Source organism: Paraburkholderia sp. RL18-085-BIA-A, assembly GCF_046027075.1.
GTDB lineage: Bacteria > Pseudomonadota > Gammaproteobacteria > Burkholderiales > Burkholderiaceae > Paraburkholderia.
The window spans coordinates 12,496-32,236 of the sequence record NZ_JARESU010000094.1; the positions used below are offsets into that span (position 1 = coordinate 12,496).

Sequence of the window (19,741 nt, forward strand, 5' to 3'; positions counted from 1 at the left end):
GTCGATGCATAAGGCACTGTGGCTCAGAAAGCATTGGACGGAGTTTGGGTGACATTGGTAAATTCGTGCCATGCGGCGAACCGGGCCGCGAGGTGTTTGCGGTAAAGAGAAGCGCGCAGCAGATGTACGCCATCTTCCAGCGCGACATTCCTGTGTTGCAGGGCACGATCCTTGTTCTGGCTCTGTTCTTCGTTGCGCTCAACCTGATGGTGGATCTGCTGCAGGCAGTCCTCGACCCAAGGATCAAGCGGTCATGACAGGCATCTCGGCTACCAAGGCGGATCTCGCGATCCAGGCCCGGCAGGCGGCGTCGGACAGCCAGGGCTACTGGCAAACCGTCGCCCGCCGGCTCGCACGTGACAAGACGACGATCGTGTTCGGCGCGGTTCTCATGCTGATGTTTGCGGCGATACTGTTGGCGCCCGCGCTCGCGCCGCACGACCCTTATCAGGCCAATATGCTGCTACGCCTGAAGCCGATCGGGTTCGAGCATTACCCACTTGGCACCGACGAACTCGGACGCGACATGCTCACGCGCCTGTTTTATGGCGGCCGCCTCTCGTGGGCGCTCGGCATCACGCCCGTCGTCATCGCCTTGGCGATCGGCGGCACGCTTGGCGTCGTCGCCGGCTTTGCTGGCGGCTGGGTGAACATGATGATCATGCGTGTGACCGAAGTGTTCCTTGCCTTCCCCTCGGTGTTGCTCGCGGTCGCGATCAGCGGGACGCTCGGGGGCGGAATTTCGAACGCCATTCTGTCGCTCGCCCTCGTCTTCATTCCGCCGATCATCCGCGTGGCGGAGACGGTGACCACCAGCATTCGGGAACTCGACTACATCGAAGCGGCGCGAGCGAGCGGTGCCGGCAGCCTCACCATCGTCCGCGTACACGTGCTGCCCAATGTGCTCGGGCCGATTTTCGTCTACAAGACGGGTCTCATCAGCGTGTCGACGATTCTTGCTGCTGGGCTCTCCTTTCTCGGCCTCGGCACCAAGCCGCCCGAGCCCGAATGGGGCTTGATGCTGAACACGCTGCGCGATGCGATCTACACCCAGCCGCTGGTCACCATGGTGTCAGGCTTCTGCATCTTCCTCACCAGTATCTGCTTCAACATGGTCAGCGACGGATTGCGCGCGGCAATGGATGTGCGTGCCTAGGCCTCACTTTGACACTATGACTATCTGAGAGCCCATGATGATTTTTCGTCGTTCTGTTTTGGCTTTGGTTGTGTGGTTGGTCGGCGCGCTGCTGTCGCAGTCGCAAGCCTGGGCTGCGGGAACATTGCGAATCGCCATGACGACAGCCGATATTCCGACCACGACCGGCATGCCCAACAACGGCTGGGAGGGCATGCGCTTCCTCGGCTATCCGGTCTTTGAAGGGCTGATTTTGTGGGACCTGACGCATGCGGACAGGCGGCCCACCTTGCGTCCGGGTCTGGCCACAAGCTGGGAGCAGTCACCGGACAGGAAGACCTGGATTTTCCATCTGCGGCACGGCGTGAAGTTCCAGGACGGGACCGACTTCAACGCCGATGCGGTGATCTGGAATCTGGACCGCTACTTCGGGAGCGACAGCCCGCAGTTCGAGGCGGGGGAGGCTGGCATCACGCGCTCGCGCGTGCAGCTGCTGGCCAGCTACAGGAAGATCGACGACAACACGGTCGCGCTCACCACGACCAGGGCCGCCTCGTATTTCCCTTCGATGGTGGTCTACATCCTGTTCACCTCGCCGGCTTCGTTCGAGAAGGCGGGGGGTGACTGGGGGCGCGTCGCCCTGCTGCCGGCCGCCGGCACGGGGCCGTTTCGCATCGCCAGGGTGGTGCCGCACCAGTCCGTCACGCTGGCGCGCTGGGACGGCTATTGGGATGCGGCGCACAAGGCGAAGGGAAGGACGACAAGTTCGAGACGGAACTGGATACGTTGTCCAACGCAACGGACCCCGCCATTATCCAGGCCTCCTATCGCGCAGCAAATGAGCGCCTGGTGGATGATCCGCCGTGGCTATACATCGTGCACGACCTGAACCCGCGCGCGTTCAGCAAGCGCGTGCACGGCTTCGTTCCCGCGCAGTCCTGGCTTACCGATCTGAGTCTGGTTAGTGTGCAGTAAGACCGACGCGCGGCATTCCGCGCTGCCCTATACGAACCTGTCGAGTGCCGGTACCCGGCATGAAGTGGAGAGCTGACTTGAATAGCGATATTTCTCTCGAACCCGCCTATGTGCTGTCGCTGGAAATCACTGCACGGCGACTGTCGCCTGTGGACTTGATCGATGCGCTGCTCGCGCGTATTGAAAGGCACGACCCGAAGCTGCACGCTTTCGTCGAGGTTTATGCGCCCGAGGCGCGACTTGCCGCCGAGGCAGCGGACAAGGCAATTCGTTCGGGCCACGCTCTCGGCCCCTGGCATGGCATCCCGGTGGCGATCAAGGACATCATCGACATCGAAGGACGGATCACGACCGGCGGTTCTGCGAGCCGGCTCGATCATCGCGCGACGACGACGGCAACGGTCGTTCGTCGCCTGGTGAGCCAGGGAATAATTGTGCTTGGCAAGACGCATACGGTGGAATTCGCCTGTGGCGCGTGGGGGATGAACCAGCATCGTGGCACACCGTGGAATCCGTGGGACGCGGAGGTGCCGCGCACGCCCGGAGGCTCGAGCAGCGGCTCCGGCGTCGCCGTCGCCGCGCGCCTGGCGCCTTGGGCACTTGGCACCGATACCGGATGTTCGGTCCGCCAGCCCGCTGCATGGTGCGGCATTACCGGATTGAAGACGTCGATGGGCCGAATCAGCACGCATGGCATCCTGCCGCTCGCTCCTACACTCGATACACCCGGCACGATGGCCCGTACAGTGAGGGACGTTGCGGTGCTGTTCGACCTCGTGCAGGGGCACGACCCGCTCGATCCTCGCACGCGCGGCCACCTGCCGGCCGATCCGATCTCGACGCTGGAGCGGGGCGTTCGCGGTCTGCGGCTCGCGCGCCTGCCGTCCGGGGAGAGGGCAGGCGTGGCAGCCGATGTGCTGGACGCTTACGACCGCTCGCTTGCAGTACTGAGCGGGCTTGGCGCGGAGATCGTCGATATCGCTCTGCCGTTTAGCCTCGTCGAATTTATTTCGATGACGAGCATTACGATGGCGGAGGCCTATTTCGCACACGGCAATCTTGTCGAGGATCGGGGCCTGCCGCTCGACGACGTGGTCCGCGCTCGAATCCTCGGTGCCGCCAGCATCACCGCTCAGGATTATCTGGCAACGCTGCATCGCCGGGAGCAGATGAAGAAGTCGATGCAAACCGCGTTGGCAGGGGTGGACGCGTTGTTGACGCCTACTGCAGCAACGGCGCCCATGCCGCTCAGCGAGGTGAATCAGACGGAGCAGCCGACCCGCCTCACGCGCTTCGTCAATCTTCTCGATATGTGCGCGCTGTCGCTGCCAAACGGCTTCACCGCCGAGCGCTTGCCGAGCTCGCTGCAAATCGTTTGTCGTGAATATGAGGAATCGCTGGCGCTGCGTATCGGCCAGGCCTATCAGCAGGTGACCGACTGGCATGAGCGCTTGCCCCCCGCAGTCGACCAATGAGCAGCGGGAGCTACGTCAGCCGCTGATCACTAACGCTCACTGCGGGGCTCTGGTGCAAATTTCAGCGGCGAGCGAAAAGCGGCGCAGTCGCCGCTACCTCATCGAGCGCAAAGGACTGCGTTCCAGACAGCCGGCGCGGTGTATCTTTGAGGCGCATGTTCGCGAAATCGAACTGACCTTTTCGAATGCGATGCATCAGTTCGATGCCGGCGATCGTAGTGGCTGCATTGCCAAAGCGTTTGAAGCCGAGCATTGCATTGATCCTGGACGTGATGTTGCCATGGTCCTGCTCGATCAAGTTGTTCAAATACTTCGACGATCGCAAAGTCGTCTCCTTCGGCAGCGACTCGTCAGCCTTCATTTCGCGCACTGCGCGGTGGGACGCCGCGTAACCGTCCAGTGTGATGGTTTTCGGAGCGGGCAGTTGACTCCTGATCGCCCTCGCAAAGAAGGCCTTCGCCGCAGCAACATCGGGCCTGGCGCTGAGCCGGAAGTCGACCGTCTTTCCCGCTCGATCAACGGCACGGTAAAGATAGACCCATTAGCCACGGATCTTCACATACGTCTCGTCGACTCGCCAGGAACGACCACCGGACCTCGCAAACCGATCCCACCGCTTAACGAACTCCGGCGTGAAGCGTCTGACCCAGCGCATGATTGTCGTATGCGACAGCGACAGACCGCGCTCGGCCATCATTTCAACCGGGTCTCGAAAGCTGAGTTTGTAACGCCGGTACCAACGTACACACAGGACAATGACTTCGCGGTCGAGGTGAGGGCCATGGAACAACCAGTCGATGTCTCTCAGCGTACTCATTGCGGGCTCGTGCTCCTCAAAAGCCCCAGGGTAAGCCGACCCTTCCGATGTGCACCAGAGCGAAAAAACGCGCGTGCACACCAGCCCGGCATGCCTAGCCGCCCGTCACCGTCAGCACGGGCGGATCGGTCACGATTGACTTGAGTTCGCTTACCGTAGACGAGAGCGCGCGAAGATCGGGGAGCGGACGGTTCAGTACCGCGTCATTGCGCAGCGCGGTTTCAAGCGACTCGGCTATGTCAAGCAGCCGCGCGTCGCCGCGAAACGGACCGACGAGTTGCAGGCCGAATGGCATGCCCGCGTGATCGGTACCGCAAGGTAGCGACAGGGCCGGGTTCGTGAGCTGCGTGACGACGTAGGTGAGCGCAACCCAGCGGTAATAATTGTCGAGCGGGCGGCCATTGACTTCGGCGAGATGCCACTGGGACCAAGGAAACGGTGAGATCGACGAGGTAGGCGAGACAATCAGGTCGTAGTCATCGAACTTCGCCTGGAAGCGGCGGAAAATCTTCGTCTGCTCCGCATGCGCCCACACTGCGTCGCGAAGCGACATCGCCTGCGCCATTTCGTAATTGGCGCGCGTGTTCGGGCCGAGCAGAGATGGGTCGCGCTCGTAGGTCTCCCTGAAACTGGCGAGGAAGTTCTGCGCGCGGATCACGTCGAAAGTGCGGTCGGCCTCGCCCATGTCGAGATCCACCGGCTCGCACAGCTTGACGTAGCCTGCGATCGCCGCCATCTTCGCGCGGAAGGTCGCGCGCGTCGCGTTGTCGACAGCGCACACGCCGAAGTCTTCCGTATAGCCGATGCGCAGCTTGCTGACGTCGAGTGGCGCGCCATGCCCGAATGCTGACCCGGCGATGGGATACCCGAGCGGATCGGTGTGATGCAAGCCGGCCTGGGCGGCCAGTTGCAGCCGGGTGTCCGCGACGTTGCGCCCCATCGGACCACTCACGTCGATCGGCGTCCAGCCGAGCACCTTGCGGTCGATCGGCACGAGGCCCGGCGAGGGCCGGAATCCGACCACGCCGCAAAGCGCCGCGGGAATACGCAGCGAGCCGCCCGTATCCGTGCCCGTGCAGAGCGGCAGCATGCTGGTGGCGAGCGCGACGGCCGAGCCGCCCGAAGAGCCGCCAGCGTTCAACAACGGATTGAACGGATTGCCGGTAGCGCCCCAGACCACATTGCGCGTGTTGGCCCCCGCGCCCATCTCGGGTGTGTTGGTCTTGGCGGTCACGATAGCGCCCGCGGCGCGCAGGCGAGCCACGAAGGCGTTATCGCGCGCCGGCACGTTGGCGCGAAAAAGCGGCGAACCGTAGGTGGTCAAAAGGCCTGCCGTTTCCTCCAGATCCTTGACGCCGAGCGGCAACCCGTGCAGCGGGCCGAGCGGCTCGCCGCGCGCAACGGCCGACTCCGCGCGCCGCGCTTCCTCGCGCGCGCGCTCGAAGCAGGTCGCCGCCACGGCGTTGACGGCCGGGTTGATCGCCTCGATCTGAGCGATGCAGGCGTCGAGCAGTTCGACCGGGGAAAGCTTGCGGCGCCCGATGAGTTCACGGGCTGTCACCGCCGACAGGGAAACCAGCGAATTGTCCATATCTTGTGTGTTCCTGGAATAAGCGTTGGCTTGGTTGGGCGTCCCGTTCACGGCGACAGGAACGGCCTACGCGCTGCGGCCAACCGGTTGGCCCCACCTGCGCCCCCAAGCGAGCGCACGCCAGGCGCACCGCCTGGGTCGCTTTAGCCGTGGGCGACCTCCGTCGGCGCCCACTGCGCGACACAGGCGACGATCGCGTTGCGCGTGTTTTCGAGGTGTATCCGGCTCTGCTCGCGCACGGACAGCGCATCGCCCGCCCGGAAGGCGTCCAACAACTGCGCGTGCTCGCGGTTGTTACTCTCCATGAGGTCTTGCTTGACGTGCATCGCCAGCGACACATAGGGACGAGCGACACCCGAGAGGTTTTCGACGATCTCGAACAGGCGTGTTTTCTCCTGACTCCCTATCAGGTGCCGGTGGAATTCCACGTTGAGCAACGCCCATTTTTCGGACGACGGGGTCGCGCGCATGGTTGCGTGACACACCGTGGCCGCCGCGAGATCGGCGGGCGCGAGCTGCCGGCAGGCCCGCTCCGCGAGCATGGGCTCGAGCAGCATGCGCAGTTCGTAAATCTCGCTCACGTCTTCCGCAGTGAGACCGCGTATGACGACGCCCCGGTTCGGGTCGATCGACACCAGTCCCTCGGCACGCAGATCGCGAAACGCCTCGCGCACAGGCGTCGTGCTGACGTCCAGGCGCTTGGCCACCTCTTCCTGTCTGAGACGAGTATTCGGCGGATACACTCCCTTCAGGATCTCCGCCCTCAATGTTCCGAGGACGTATTCCTGGATGGTTCGATAGGGCCTGCTCAACGTATCCTCCTTTTGCCGCGTCGCCGTGTTAGTGCATGCCGCGCACTATAACCGACACTGGCGCGCTCGCGGCCCGTCAGGCGGATGCCGCTTCGGGATTCCCAGCCGATACGGACGAAGCTGGCCATTGCGCCTGCAGCTGGCTTTCGACCCAGGCCGCGATCTGCAGCGTGCGCAGATCCGCGCCGAACTCGCCGACCACCTGGAACGCAAGCGGCAAGCCATTTGCGGTGCGGCCTGACGGCACGGTCACGGCTGGGCTGCCTGTAAGGCTCCATGGTGCGCAGAAGATCCCGTCGCCTGTGTCCGAGAGCCCTGCGGGTGCCTCGCCGGGCGCCGACAGGGTCACGAGCGCGTCGCATCCGGCAAGCAGCGGCTTCGATTCGCGACGCAACCGCGCCTGCAGCGCAATGGCAGCCTCGTACTCAGCGGCAGGCGTTGCCGCGCCCGCCGCGATCAGCGTATGCATGTGCTCACTGACGAGCTCAGGATGACTGGCGGCGGTGGGGCCGATCGCGCGCTGCGCCTCGACGCACGCAATGGCCTGCACGGCGTCGACCATAGCCTGCATATCCGCGCCGTATTCAAGCTCGACGAGCGTGGCGCCGGCGGCGCTCAGACGCTCGAGCGAGGCCTCGAAGTTCTCCTTCTGTGCCGGCTGCACGCGGTCCCAGAAGGGCGTGCGTAACACGCCCAGCCGGGCTGGAGGATTGGCTGGGAACCATGCAGCCCATGCATCGAGGCTCGCCAATACCTCCGGCCGGTGCTCGACGAAGAGTGCATGCGCGAGCGCCGCACCCTCCACCGTCTGCGCGAAAAAGCCGACATGATCGAGCGAGCCGGACAGCGGATGCACACCGTCGCGGGACACCTTGCCGAAACTGGGCTTGTAGCCGACGACTCCGCAATAAGCGGCCGGCCGGATGACCGAGCCGACGGTCTGCGTACCGAGTGCAAGCGGCACTATGCCGGCGGCCACGGCGGCCGCTGAGCCGCTCGACGACCCGCCCGGCGTGTGCAGTCGGTTCCACGGATTGACCGTGGGTCCTGGCTCACGCCAGGCGAACTCGGTCGTCACCGTCTTCCCGAAGATCACCCCGCCCGCCTGTCGGATGGACTCGACGATACGCGCGTCCGCCGACGGCTGGTGTCCGCGATAGACCGGCGACCCGTAGGCGGTCGGCATGTCGCGTGTATCGATCAGATCCTTGATACCGACCGGCAGGCCGGCGAGCGGTCCGTTGACTGCGGCATCCACGTCATAGGTGTCGGCTCGCGATGTGAACGCGCGGAGCCAGGGCTCGAGCTCGTCAGCACGCGCCTTTGCGGCCGAGAGCCGCGCGCGGGCAGCCTGGGCGTCGCCGCGGCTGGCAAGGAGGGTATTCAGCAACGATTGTTTTTGCATTCTGGTGATAGCTTTACTGTTGATTGCGCGAATTGCGCGAGGAATCCGGATCGATTCGAGCGGGCGCCGGCTTTGCGCGAGCGCCCTCTCCCGTCCCCCGTGCCTATTTGCGCGCTGCTGCCGCCGCAAACGAATTGTCCACCGCGCCCGCATATGTCACGCTGCCCGGCTTGATGTTGCCGAGGGACTCCTGCAGGGCCAGCGCGTTACGGAACGCCTGCTCGGAAATCTCGGGCGTCGCTGCGTAGATCTCCTGATCGATCAGGCGCTGTACAGCGCTGTCGACCACCTTCGGGTCAAGCGTCGGAAACTCGGTCCGCGCAACAGCCTTCGCCGTATCGGGCGAGTGCTGGATCAGCGCCTCGGCCTCGCCGATCGATTTCACGAACGCAGCGACCATCTGCGGCTTGGCTTTGATCGTGGAAGCGAGCGTGTCCATGCTGGAGAACACATAGCCGCCCTGATAGGCCCTGGGGAACCCGTAGACGATCCGATAACCCTGTGACAGCCCGGTATCGACCTGCGGCTCGTAAAGCGCCGCCGCTTCGTCGCGCCCCGCGCTGACCGGTGCGAGCTCCGTGCCGATCTGCACGGTGTCGAGCTTCACGTTAGCGAGCTTTCGCTCGCTGACGAGGCGCTGCAGAAGATAGGTACTCGTCGTCGGCGGCAGCGCAGTGGCCACGCTCTTGCCGGCGAGATCGGACACCTCCTTAACCGACGAGCCCGGCGGCGCGATGATCCAGACGGGCACGCCTGCAACCACGTTCGCCACATTGACGAGCGACGCCCCCTTGAGGTTGGCAAGCATGGCCGTCATCGGGTCCTGCAGCGAAAAGTCCGCGTGACCGCCGATCACCGCAGCCACTCCGGCTGCGCCGCCGCCGGCCGTCACTTTCTGCACCGTGAGACCGTTCTTTGCAAACAAACCTTTGTCGAGCGCTACGTAAAGCGGCAGATACTGAATCGACTGAAAGGCCTGATAGACGACTACCGGCTCGGCAGCAACCGCCATGCGAGCCCCGGAAGCGGCGAGCGCCGCCACAAGGCAAGTGCCCAGAAACTTCACCGTTTTCTTTTCCATGTAATCACCTTTGCTTCCGTTAATTGAACAATCCAGCTCAGAATCGATGCCATCAACGTGAGAACGATAATGCCCAGCCAAACAGTATTGAGGTCAAACAAAGAGCCAGCGACGAACACTTCATGACCCACTCCCGCCTGCGAAGCGATGTATTCGCCCACCACCGAGCCGATCAGCGCGAAGCCGATGTTCACGCGCAGCGTCGAGAAGATCCACGGCAGTGCGCCAGGCACGATCAGTTTGCTGAAGATCATGCCCGGCTTCGCCTTGAACGAGCGGAACAGATTCAGCAGGTCCTGATCCACCTCGCGCGCCGCGGCGCACGCGGAAATCATCGCGACCGCGAACGTGGAGATGCCGGCCAGCCAGACCTTCGAGGCCATGTCCGAGCCGAACCAGATGACAATCAGCGGACCGAGCGCAATCTTCGGAATGCTGTTCAGAATGACCGACAGACCTTCGGCCACGCCAGAGACCCTCGGCACAAACCAGAGCAGCAGCCCGAGGCCGATACCGAGTCCGCTGCCGACCACGAGACCCATCAGCGTTTCGAAAAGCGTCGCCAGCGTGTCTGGAACGAGTGTGCCCTGCGGCGAAAGGCCGAGCACCGCAGCCCGGTAGATTCCCTCGGGCGAGCCGAAAAGGCGGCCGTTGACCCAGCCAAGCGTAACCGCCAATTGCCAGCCAGCCACAATCGCGACGACGATCGCGACGACAATGCCGGTCGTGCCAAGCGTTTTGGAACGGCCGCTTGCTGCGCGCTTGCGCGTGACCGTTGATGAGATCGCGACGTCGCTCATGCCGAGGCTCCCGCGTGCTGGATTGAGTGCCCGCGCAATCCGTTCCAGATGCGCGAGTGGTAGGCACGGAACTCGGGCGCTTCGCGCGCCGATACAGCGGTGCGGGGCCCCGAGGTGGAGAGTCGAACGTCGATGTTGTCCTCGATGCACGCCGGGCGTCCGCCAAGGAGAATGACGCGGTCGCTCATCGCGATTGCCTCCTCGATGTCGTGCGTCACGAGAATTACGCTGGTGCCGTTTTGCTTGCGCAATTCCATGACGTCGTCCTCGAGCGTCAGGCGGGTTTCGTAGTCGAGCGCCGAAAACGGCTCATCGAGGAGCACGAGCGTCGGATCGACGAGCAGCGTGCGGGTGAGCGCGACGCGCTGGCGCATGCCGCCCGAAAGCGCGTGCGGATGCGCGTCGGCGAAGGAATCGAGGCCGTAACGCGCCAACATCTGTCTCGCGCGCTCGATGTCCTCGCGCCGAACCTTGCGGTAAAGCTCGATGCCCAGCACCGCGTTTTCCAGCACCGTGCGCCATGGCAGCAGCAAGTCCTTTTGCAGCATGTAGGCGATGCGCCCCTCGCCGCCATCGGCGCGTCGACCGACTTCCACGCGCCCGGATTGCGGCGTGAGCAGCCCCGAAATGAGATTGAAGAGCGTGCTCTTGCCGGCCCCGCTGCGCCCGACGATCGACACGATTTCGCCACTGCCGACGCTGAAATCCAGCCTATCGAAAATGGGCACGCTGTCGCCGTCGGCGGCCTGGAACGCATGACTCAGTTCGCAAACCCGCAAGCGCTCACTGGGCTTGGCCGCGGGCGCTGAGACCTCCGCCCGGTGCGGTGAATAAAAATTAGGTGAACTCATGGACGTCCTTAGAAGAAACGCAAATTGCAAGCGTGACGCAGCAAGACCACCCTCCTTCCCCGCCCTCGCCGCTGTGGTCCTCAAAGACCGGTGCGGCGCCGACACGGAAAACTGTGCATCAGGCATAATGCATAATGCACATTCAAAAAAAAGACGCCAACGAATCAAAAAAACAGGACGCCTTGCCGGTCGCAAGTGCGACAACGCGGTGCAGGCAAGCAGTTTCGCGGGACCAAGGACCCGACAAACATCATCCTGGATCGATGTCTCCGGGCGCCGCGCTTGCCGATCTGCTGCCCGGCCCTCTGCGCAACCGGCCATCTTCCCTGAACCCCGTGACTGCCGAACCCACCGGCGGCGGTCGGGGGCGCTTCCGAAGGAGCCCGATCACGACGCCGGCTGATCACCGTCCACACAGGGCGGGGATTTTTACTTCGACACTTCTGGGGAAATTACGCCCGACGTTGACAATTGGTATTCATTGACGATGCAACGGGCCGGCTGATGGCGCTGCGCTTCACGGCGGCCGGGTCTGGGTCGACTGTCAGACGGCTGCAGGAGCGACTTATGACGAGACGACGGGACGCGATTTCGCTTCTGCTCGCATAACGGATCATCGCCCAACGCCGTCATATTCAATCCCGCTGTAAGTGACCCAAATGCCACTTGCCCCTCCACCTTGCGCGCAGCCAGCTTACGATGACGGCCGTGTACCACCCAGCAGCATACTGATATTCGCGATGTTCTATGCGATCCTAACGCCCGTCCACATGAATTGGTTTTTTAGCGCACCCGTATAGAACGTGTCGGCTTTGTCCTCTCCGAAGTTGCACCGTGTGAAACCCATGCCTCGAGCCAAACCCAAACGATTGCCCGGCAACTTCACGCTGGCGCTCGTCGCCACCGTGATCGCCGCCAGCTTGCTGCCCTGCCGCGGGCACACCGCCGTCTCCGTCAACCTGATCGCAAACATTGCAATTGGCCTGCTGTTCTTCCTGCATGGCGCCAAGCTGCCGCGCGGAGCAATCGTGGACGGTGCGAGGCATTGGCGTCTGCACCTTGTCGTCCTGCTCAGCACGTTTGTCCTGTTTCCGCTGCTCGGTCTCGCGCTGAGGCCGGTACTGGCGCCGCTCGTCACGCCGGCACTGTACATGGGCGTCCTGTTCCTGTGCACGCTGCCGTCCACTGTGCAATCGTCGATCGCCTTCACGTCGATGGCCAAAGGCAACGTGCCGGCTGCCGTGTGCAGCGCGTCGGCCTCCAGCCTAATTGGGATTTTCATCACGCCGCTGCTCGTCAGCTTCACGCTTACAAAGCAGAACGCGGGCTCGAGCGCGTCGCTGAATGGCATCTGGGATATCGTGCTGCAGATCCTCATGCCGTTCATCGCAGGCCAGTTGCTGCGACCGTGGATGGCCGCTTCGCTCGAGCGCGGCATGCCGGTGCTGCGGTATGTCGATCAGGGCTCGATCCTGCTGATCGTCTACACGGCTTTTAGCGAGGCCGTGAACGAGGGCTTGTGGCACCGGACACCCGTGGCGGCGCTCGGCGGCCTGGTTGTGGTCGACGCCGTGCTGCTGATGGTGGCGCTGCTGGTCACGGGCTTTACCGCCAAGCGGCTCGGATTCAGCAAGGAAGACCAGGTTGCGATTGTGTTCTGCGGATCGAAAAAAGGCCTGGCTTCCGGCATATCGATGGCGAAGGTGCTCTTCTCGGGCCCCACGGTCGGGGCCGTCGTGCTGCCGCTGATGCTGTTCCACCAGATCCAGTTGATGGTCTGCGCCGTCCTCGCTCAGCGCTGGAATACACGCGCGTGTGGTGAAGCCAAGCCGCAGGCCGCGAGCGAACCTGCCGCTGTTGATGTTCGCTAATTTTGCCAGCGGCAAAACAGCAAAAGCCTATGGGAATATGAGGGAGGGTGCGTGAGCCGGCACCCGATGCCTCTACGACCATATCGCCGGGAAGATGCCGGTACGGGGGGTCGGGGAGGCGAGCGACGTCGCGCAAACATATCTTTACCTGATGCAGCAGGGCTGTAGCACGGGCCAGGTCATCGTTGTCGACGGTGGCCACGTGCTGGTTTAACGGATGACAACTCGCCTCCTTCGCGAGTTGCCGTCGGCGAAAAGCCTGATTCGCATAGCGGGGAACCAAGACTAGCAATCGTTCGGAAGGACGCGTTTGATCCTTCCACATTTCGGAAGCTCGGCACCCAGCTCGCCGACGGGCCGCCGCAATTCGCATGCGCGCTCGATCGGGCGCGGGATCTGAAGCGACACGACTCACCTCCCAAAAGCGAAGTCCAGTGGCTCTGTCGCGCTAAGTCGTTCAGGTAAAATTTGGTCTACGGAAATTTGCGAAACCGACGATGGCCAGGACGAAGACGCCGCGAACGACACTACCTGCGGGCGTGGCCCGGGTACTGAAACGACTGCACTATCCGTTGGAAGTGATCCTGCTGTGTGTGCGGTGGTATGTGGCCTACTCGGTAAGCCTGCGTGATCTTGAAGAGATGATGGTCGAACGGGGTTTCGAGGTCGACCATTCGAGCGTGCATCGCTGGGTGATCAAGCTGGTGCCGTTGTTCGAGAAAGCCTTTCGCAAGCACAAACGTCCGGTCGGCAAGCGCTGGCGGATGGATGAAACCTACGTCAAGGTACGCGGCCAGTGGAAATACCTCTACCGCGCTGTGGACAAGGCCGGCAACACCGTCGATTTCCTGCTTCGGGCCCATCGTGACAAGGCTGCAGCGCGTCGCTACTTCGAGAAAGCCATCGGTCAGAACGGCGCACCTGAGACCGTTACCATGGACAAAAGCGGCGCTAATCTGGCCGCCCTCCAGGCCATCAAACGCCGAATCAGGCCAATGATGGGTTTCAAGGATTTTCGCTGCGCCCGCATCATCCTGTCAGGCATCGAAACGATGCATATGATCAGGAAAGGGCAAATGAAAGCTGATGGCATTGCGCGAGCTGCTGCCGAGCAGTTCTATTAGTTGGTCATATAAGGAATCCTGACCATAACGTAACTTTCTCGCCTTGCGACCTTATCGCGACACAACCAATTCGCCTGCGACTGGCCTACTGCGAGCGGTCGCATCGCGAACACCCCCTTCCCGTGAACCGGCGATCGCCGGACGATCACGCGCCGCATGCTGAATCCTTGAGTGAGTTTCGCATCAGTATAAAAGCGGCCGATTCTGCCTGCCACTGCAACGTCATGTGCGAATCGCACGAGGACAGAGGCGCTGCCACCTTGACGTTGAAGATCCGGGATTTCGTGCACGGTTGGAGGTTGACAATCTGCCCGCCCAGCGACGGCGCCGGCCCTAGAAGAGCCGGACGCCAGGTTCGCGCAGGCTGTTCCATTTCACGGTGCTCACAAAGGTCCTGCCCGCGGTGTCGAGTGACTCGATCATCGCGCGCTGCCCACGAGCTTCCGCGATGACACGCACGATGCGCATCCGGTAGCGCAGCAGCGCACCGTTGGGTGGGCACAAGTCCTCCCGCCGGATTCGCGATCGTTTAATTTCCATACGGCTATCCGCACTGATATGCAGCCCGTCGAAGAGGCCGCGGTCGGAACATCTCCCAACTGATGCTACCAGGCCGGTTGTTCAGCATGAATCTATTGATAGATTCATCGCTGCGCGGCGCACTACAAATACAGAAGACTGCGAATGATACTGTCGGGGTTCAAGATGGAAGTTCTTGATCCCGCGCCCACCGTCTCGCCGGACGGGCGTGCCGGTGTTTTCAGGTTGTGTCGCATTAATGCAGGCGGGTAAGAATCGGGGCGACGAAACATGCGTTGGAACACGATGAAGAAGACCGCGACACAACCCCAGACGACCGACCCCGGCGATCGGGTTGGCCACAGACCGACTGCCGCTTAACACCCGAACGGGCGTGACCTGTCCAGGCAAGGATCAGGCACCCGCGGGAATTGAAGAGCTGGCGTTCCCGGCCAGAAACGCCCTGAGCTTTTGCTCCGCCGCGAGTACTTCGTGCAGCGGCGCACTTGCGAGTTGCGAATCGTAAAGGGCCAGTAGTGCCTCGAAGTTGACAATCCTCTCGGCCGGTAGCAGCCATTCGCCACACTCCTGAGCATGCGACAAGGTCGCTTCAACAGCGTATTCGGCAATCTTGAATTGCTCGACCGGGATGGTGCCATACCCGGCTCGCCGCAGAAACCAGCTTAAATACACCGAGCGCATCAATTCATTGACGAGGTGTCCGTTTCCGTGACCGCTGCGGCACGCGACCAGCGCAAGATGATTGGCGAGGGACCGTTCGCTCGCCGACGCCCGATCCATCGGTAACAGTAGCGCCTTGGTCAACGGTTTATGGGTTCGGGCACTACGCGACCTGTTTCGTTTGGAAGACACGGATTGGAAGTTGCAAGGAGCGCTTTGAGAACTCTCAGATTATAGCGGGACTGCCCGCGAGATTTTCAGCTCGTGTTGCGGCCGGCATCGAACAATGCAGCCGCCTCAAGTCGCCCCTGCGCAGCCCTCCGATCCGGCGAAAACTAACAACAGCTTTCAAGGTAGCACGGCCATCCATTCTATCGCGTCGCTCGGTCGATGCTCGGCCTTATGGCAAGCTTCGCATAAGGCCGAATCACGGCCGTCCAGGATGGCATCGCAATCATCGCCGCCTGGCCAGCTCGACCCGCACGACGAACTCCCGACGAAATGTTGACTCAGCATCAGAGTTGCTGCGGGACCGGCGAGTTAGCCGTGCCGTGCTTGCTCGTGCCTGGCGAGTACGCTACGGCTCGTTGCGATGAGTGCGTCCGTGTTCTTTCAGGATAGTTGACTACCTGGCTCATCAGAACCCTCTTCACGCCGATGCTGTGCTTCCCAAACTCGCCGAGTTCTGGCAAGTTCCTCGGCGAGGAGTTTTTCATCCGGCAGCATCATATGGTATTCGGCCGCCAGCACTTTGTTAGGCAACCCCTCAAGGGCGTAGCGTGCGACGGCGGCATTGGTACGCGCGCACAATATCAGCCCGACTGGCGGATTTTCGCCGGGCAGAGTCCAGTGCTCGCGGGCGTAATTACAGTACATATGCATCTGGCCCACGTCGGCATGGTTAAGTTCGGTGAGCTTCAGGTCGATGATAACGAGGCACCTCAGGCGGCGATGAAAAAACAGAAGGTCCACCCGAAACCAGCTCTCGCCAATGCGAAGCCGACGCTGGCGGCCTACAAACGTAAAATCGCCGCCAAGCTCTAGCAGGAAATCTTCGAGCCGGTGGACCAGCGCGTCTTCCAGTTGAGTTTCTGAATATTCGTCTTTCAGATCCAGAAACTCGAGGACATACGGATCTTTGATCGCCTCCTCCGCCGTCACAAGGTCGCCCGGCTGCGCTTTGCTCGCCTTTTGCAACATCGCCTGCTTGTTCTTCGATAGCATCGCACGGGTATGAAACTGGCTGCCGATCTGTCGGTCCAGTTGACGCACGCTCCATCCACCGCGAAGCGCCTCGGCTTCATAGAATGCCCTCTCCTCGGCTGACCGGGTTCGTCGCATGAGATGAATGTAGTGCGTCCAGGAGAGCTGAAATACGTCGGCGAGTTGGTCCAGATTGAAATTCCGAACCACTGCTTCGGAATTGCCCGGACGGACCTCGCCAGTGGATTTCCGAATCAGCGATTCGGAAATTGCGGCGGGTGGCCAGGTCTGGTAGAACAGGCGCATCAACTCGAGGTTGTCAATCCCAAAGCCCCGGCCGAACTGTTTTGTCAGGTCGGCTGACAGTCGCCCGAGCAGTGCCTGACCGTAGGCCGCGCGATCTTTTCCGCCCTGGTTGAACTCAACGATTCGGCGGCCAATCTCCCAATAAGTCGCAGTCATCAACGCGTTGACACTGCGTGCCGCGGCACGACGGCCGCGCTCCAGCAGCGCGACTATGTCGCTATGGATGCTACCGTATTCGGTGCCACTTGATGCGATGTCAGTCATTGTTCAGGCTCATGCACGGGTCCCAGGTTGCGTGTTGCATCATTATCAAATACCGGATCGCCGCTGCCCCTGCCTCACGATGGGGCAGTTCACGCTCGTCCATTGAGGTAAAGCGGGTCGCGCCCCGGAGGTTAAAATCGGAACGAACTGGTCTGCACTCCACGACGCATCGCTCACCGGGTCCTCATATACGCCGCATACAGCCCGGCATGCAGATCTCGCAGCGCCTTGCGACGCTCCACCAGCTCATGCTGTTTGCCCTGCCGCTCGAGGCTGAGGATCTGCAGCAGCAGCCGCGTCGCCCGCTCCGGCGCCGTCTGGCGCGACGGCTGCGCTTCACGGAGCAGGGGTGCCAGTCCCGGCTTTTCGATCAGCACCCACGCGGGGAACCACGCGAGGTCGGCTGTCTGGCCTGCACCCTCGAAATTCGCGTCGAACTTCCTGCGCAACGTGTCGACTAACGCGTCGGCGAGCCGGTGCAACAGGTCAGCCAGGCGGCCAGGTGACAGCCATGCCAGTTCGGTGAGCAACGGCCACGCAGATTCCACACCATCCGCGCGATGCCACACCTCGGCCATCCACGTCAGCGGCGCCGGGATCCTGCGCCACGACTCGATCCGCTCGACGGCCTGTCTTGCCTCACCCCAGTCGCCCGCGCGCAGCCATAGCGGCGCCGCGTGAAGGTCACTGACGTCAGCGCGAAACGGCAGGGCCGCGGCCTGCTGCGCGACCATCCGCCAGCATGACGCCATCCACGTCCGTCCGGGCGCGTCTCCCAGTAACCGCCGCGCCGCCGGTTCAACCTCATCATTGAGGCGACCACAGGCGGCAGCCAGCGCCGGATAATCGGCGAACGGCGAGGGAACATCCCTGTCGAGCACATCGATCAATGTCGCGAGCCCGGCCAGGGTATCGTCATCGGGGAATTCGCCTGCCAGGCTCTGCCAGGCCTGCCGGGCAGAGCCTGCATCGCGCCGGTGGAGGGCATCCAGCACATCGTTGCGGAGCATGACGTCGCGGCTGTCGGCGAAGATGTCGAGCTGCATGATGGTCAGCGTCAGAAGAGTTGAGCGTTCAGACCGGCCAGATTAGCCCATTTCACCACGCTGCGGAACGATCGGCCATTGACGTCGATCGATTCGATCACCGCGCGTTGACCGCTGGCTTCGGCAACCACGCGCACGATGCGGTCGCGATACCGCATCAGCGCTCCGATCGGCGGGCAGACGGTCTTCTTCCTTTTCCGGGAGGTCGTGTTCACGCGATCACGCCGGCTTCTTCGCCCCTGCAACCTTGCGCACCGGACGGGGTTGCTTGCGCGTAGGCACCGCACCCGGTTCGCCCTTGCGGCGCGGACTGCGCGTCGTGCCCCTGCCCGTCATCTGCTGTCGCAGCATCCCGATCTCCCGCTCGTAGCCAGCGTTGGCGTCGCGGACGGCTGCCAGATTGCCCTCGAGGACGCCGGCCTGGTGCCGTGCATCCGCGAGGTGTGCCTGCAGGGTCTGCAGTTCGCTGCGATGCCGCGCCTCGCCCTGCTCACCCTTTCGTGTGGTGGCCACAAGTTCCTTCTGGACGCGTGTGCTCACAACCCGCTCGCACTCGATCTCAAGCAGCGCCCGCTTCTCGGCCGCCCGCAAACGCTCTTCCGCGAGCTCAGCGCTGCTCCGCAGTTTGCCGAGCTCACCCGAAAAATCCGCCCTCGCCTGCACCAGCGCCCGGTCACGCGTGCCGATCTCGTCCTGCTGTCGCGCGATTTCAGTCTCAAGCGCCTGACGCGTCGCCTCGGCAGCGGCCTGCGCCTGTTCGAGCTCCTGAATCCGCACCTGCGCCGCCAGCAACGCGCCGGTGCGCTGCTCGAACGCCGTTTCGGTCCGCGCGAGCTCGGCCTGCAGTGACGTCACTTCGTTACGCGCGCTGGCCTTCTCCGCCTCGGTGTCGGCCCGCAGTGCCTCGAGCGCCGCCTGCGCTGACGTGGTGGACTTCGCCCACAGCGTCGCGACCAATTCCCCAGCGGCAGCCTGCAACTCCGCCTTCAGATCAGGATGCTCGATGCGCACGCGGCTCTTCTCGCGCAGTTCGATCCAGAACTCCCCCAGCACCTGCGTGGGCGTGCTCATGCTCCCCCGCTTCACCAGCTGGTACAGCCGGTTGGCGGTCGGCGTGAGGCCGAAGCGGAAGAACAGCAGCGCGCAGGCCTCGCGGTAGAGCTCGCGCGTCTTCGGGAAGTCGGCCTTCAGGCGCCCGATTGCGGCTACCAGGCGGGTTTCATCAGGCAATGCGCGGACATCGGGGATCGATCCTGGCGGTGCGGCGGACGCCCTGCGTGCGCGTGGTGACGACCATGCGCCGCGCGCGGACCGCCTCGAGCAGGCATCGACACACTGGCTGCGTCACACCGCAGGGTCCCACATGGTGGACCAGCAGGTGGACCAGCAGGTCGATCTGCGACTCGTGCGCGATAACCTCGGGCATGCGTCACTGATGACGACCAGCCAGTATCTTCACGTCGACGACGAGCGCCGGCACCGCGAGACCGATGGGAAACACCGCATTGACTGGTGACAGACCGGTGACAGGCGGCAGCCCGGCCCTGGCGCCTGATCGGGAAATCGTCGGCCGTGAGCCTGACGGGTTCACCCGGGCGCAGGCGGAGTTTCCGTTCGGCGACCGCAATGATGCGGCGCCGTCCTTCAGCAAACGCCCTGGGCATCCGGACCGGGTCAGCGTCTGGCGGCAACCAGAATTGCGCGTCGGGCGCCTCTCGCGTAATCGCACAGGCGACCTCGCTGCGAGGCCCGGTCAGGCGAAACGAAATTTCATGCCGGTCCGCC

General features: G+C 62.9%; 18 protein-coding genes and 4 pseudogenes. 8 read left to right on the forward strand and 14 right to left on the reverse strand.

The window, feature by feature from the left end; genetic code table 11:
* Positions 1-23: 23 nt before the first annotated feature.
* A pseudogene (locus tag P0D89_RS37400) lies at positions 24-125 on the reverse strand (IS6 family transposase); the annotation flags it as partial.
* A 3-nt stretch (positions 126-128) separates the two neighbouring features.
* On the opposite strand from P0D89_RS37400, the pseudogene P0D89_RS37405 reads away from it, so the two are divergent.
* From P0D89_RS37405 to P0D89_RS37420, 4 genes and pseudogenes are all read left to right on the forward strand, one after another.
* Positions 129-257: pseudogene (locus tag P0D89_RS37405) on the forward strand (ABC transporter permease subunit); the annotation flags it as partial.
* On the forward strand, positions 254-1,156 hold the full coding sequence (locus P0D89_RS37410) for an ABC transporter permease (protein WP_408366440.1): 903 nt from the start codon (positions 254-256) through the stop codon (positions 1,154-1,156). The pseudogene P0D89_RS37405 and the gene P0D89_RS37410, both read left to right, overlap by 4 nt.
* 34 nt (positions 1,157-1,190) lie before the next feature.
* On the forward strand, positions 1,191-2,024 hold the full coding sequence (locus P0D89_RS37415) for an ABC transporter substrate-binding protein (RefSeq protein WP_408366442.1): 834 nt from the start codon (positions 1,191-1,193) through the stop codon (positions 2,022-2,024).
* A 163-nt stretch (positions 2,025-2,187) separates the two neighbouring features.
* Positions 2,188-3,585: an amidase gene (locus P0D89_RS37420; RefSeq protein WP_408366444.1), complete on the forward strand. Its 1,398-nt coding sequence runs from the start codon at positions 2,188-2,190 to the stop codon at positions 3,583-3,585.
* Between the two features lie 98 nt (positions 3,586-3,683).
* Here the strand turns inward: P0D89_RS37420 and P0D89_RS37425 are convergent.
* The 7 genes and pseudogenes from P0D89_RS37425 to P0D89_RS37455 form a co-directional block, all read right to left on the reverse strand.
* Positions 3,684-4,402: pseudogene (locus tag P0D89_RS37425) on the reverse strand (IS6 family transposase).
* Between the two features lie 94 nt (positions 4,403-4,496).
* Positions 4,497-5,993 carry an amidase gene (locus tag P0D89_RS37430; protein ID WP_408366446.1) on the reverse strand — a complete coding sequence of 499 codons (1,497 nt, stop codon included), beginning with the start codon at positions 5,991-5,993 and terminating at the stop codon, positions 4,497-4,499.
* Positions 5,994-6,136: 143 nt separating this feature from the next.
* The gene (locus P0D89_RS37435; RefSeq protein ID WP_408366448.1) at positions 6,137-6,805 is read right to left on the reverse strand and encodes a GntR family transcriptional regulator; all 669 of its coding nucleotides are present in this window, start codon (positions 6,803-6,805) and stop codon (positions 6,137-6,139) included.
* Between the two features lie 76 nt (positions 6,806-6,881).
* Positions 6,882-8,210, reverse strand: coding sequence for an amidase (locus P0D89_RS37440; RefSeq protein ID WP_408366450.1), 1,329 nt, complete (start codon positions 8,208-8,210; stop codon positions 6,882-6,884).
* 103 nt (positions 8,211-8,313) lie between these two features.
* Positions 8,314-9,291, reverse strand: a complete 978-nt coding sequence (locus P0D89_RS37445) for an ABC transporter substrate-binding protein (RefSeq protein ID WP_408366451.1) — start codon at positions 9,289-9,291, stop codon at positions 8,314-8,316.
* Complete coding sequence (locus P0D89_RS37450; RefSeq protein WP_408366453.1) at positions 9,273-10,091, reverse strand: ABC transporter permease; 819 nt, start codon at positions 10,089-10,091, stop codon at positions 9,273-9,275. The genes P0D89_RS37445 and P0D89_RS37450 overlap by 19 nt, the downstream gene beginning before the upstream one ends.
* A complete protein-coding gene (locus tag P0D89_RS37455; protein ID WP_408378036.1) occupies positions 10,088-10,942 on the reverse strand; it encodes an ABC transporter ATP-binding protein in 855 nt (284 codons plus the stop codon). Before P0D89_RS37455 ends, P0D89_RS37450 begins: the two co-directional genes overlap by 4 nt.
* An 845-nt stretch (positions 10,943-11,787) precedes the next feature.
* Between P0D89_RS37455 and P0D89_RS37460 the strand changes: the two genes are divergently transcribed.
* The gene (locus P0D89_RS37460) at positions 11,788-12,813 is read left to right on the forward strand and encodes a bile acid:sodium symporter family protein (RefSeq protein ID WP_408366457.1); all 1,026 of its coding nucleotides are present in this window, start codon (positions 11,788-11,790) and stop codon (positions 12,811-12,813) included.
* Positions 12,814-13,310: 497 nt separating this feature from the next.
* Entirely contained in the window at positions 13,311-13,937 is a 627-nt protein-coding gene (locus P0D89_RS37465) for an IS6 family transposase (RefSeq protein ID WP_408366459.1), read from the forward strand.
* 333 nt (positions 13,938-14,270) lie between these two features.
* On the opposite strand, the gene P0D89_RS37470 is transcribed toward P0D89_RS37465, so the two are convergent.
* The 6 genes from P0D89_RS37470 to P0D89_RS37495 form a co-directional block, all read right to left on the reverse strand.
* Complete coding sequence (locus P0D89_RS37470) at positions 14,271-14,477, reverse strand: hypothetical protein (RefSeq protein ID WP_408366461.1); 207 nt, start codon at positions 14,475-14,477, stop codon at positions 14,271-14,273.
* Positions 14,478-14,870: 393 nt separating this feature from the next.
* Positions 14,871-15,257 carry a hypothetical protein gene (locus P0D89_RS37475; protein ID WP_408366463.1) on the reverse strand — a complete coding sequence of 129 codons (387 nt, stop codon included), beginning with the start codon at positions 15,255-15,257 and terminating at the stop codon, positions 14,871-14,873.
* 492 nt (positions 15,258-15,749) lie between these two features.
* Positions 15,750-16,910 (reverse strand): PDDEXK nuclease domain-containing protein, encoded by a 1,161-nt coding sequence (locus tag P0D89_RS37480; RefSeq protein WP_408366465.1) that lies wholly within the window; start codon positions 16,908-16,910, stop codon positions 15,750-15,752.
* 173 nt (positions 16,911-17,083) lie between these two features.
* The gene (locus tag P0D89_RS37485) at positions 17,084-17,956 is read right to left on the reverse strand and encodes a hypothetical protein (RefSeq protein WP_408366467.1); all 873 of its coding nucleotides are present in this window, start codon (positions 17,954-17,956) and stop codon (positions 17,084-17,086) included.
* Positions 17,957-17,967: 11 nt separating this feature from the next.
* Positions 17,968-18,171, reverse strand: a complete 204-nt coding sequence (locus tag P0D89_RS37490; protein WP_408366469.1) for a hypothetical protein — start codon at positions 18,169-18,171, stop codon at positions 17,968-17,970.
* A gap of 4 nt (positions 18,172-18,175) precedes the next feature.
* Complete coding sequence (locus P0D89_RS37495) at positions 18,176-19,204, reverse strand: DNA-binding protein (RefSeq protein WP_408366477.1); 1,029 nt, start codon at positions 19,202-19,204, stop codon at positions 18,176-18,178.
* Positions 19,205-19,214: 10 nt separating this feature from the next.
* On the opposite strand from P0D89_RS37495, the pseudogene P0D89_RS37500 reads away from it, so the two are divergent.
* Positions 19,215-19,472: pseudogene (locus tag P0D89_RS37500) on the forward strand (tyrosine-type recombinase/integrase); the annotation flags it as partial.
* Positions 19,447-19,741, forward strand: a 295-nt coding sequence (locus P0D89_RS37505; RefSeq protein WP_408366471.1) for a hypothetical protein, incomplete at its 3' end; no start/stop codon positions are given. The pseudogene P0D89_RS37500 and the gene P0D89_RS37505, both read left to right, overlap by 26 nt.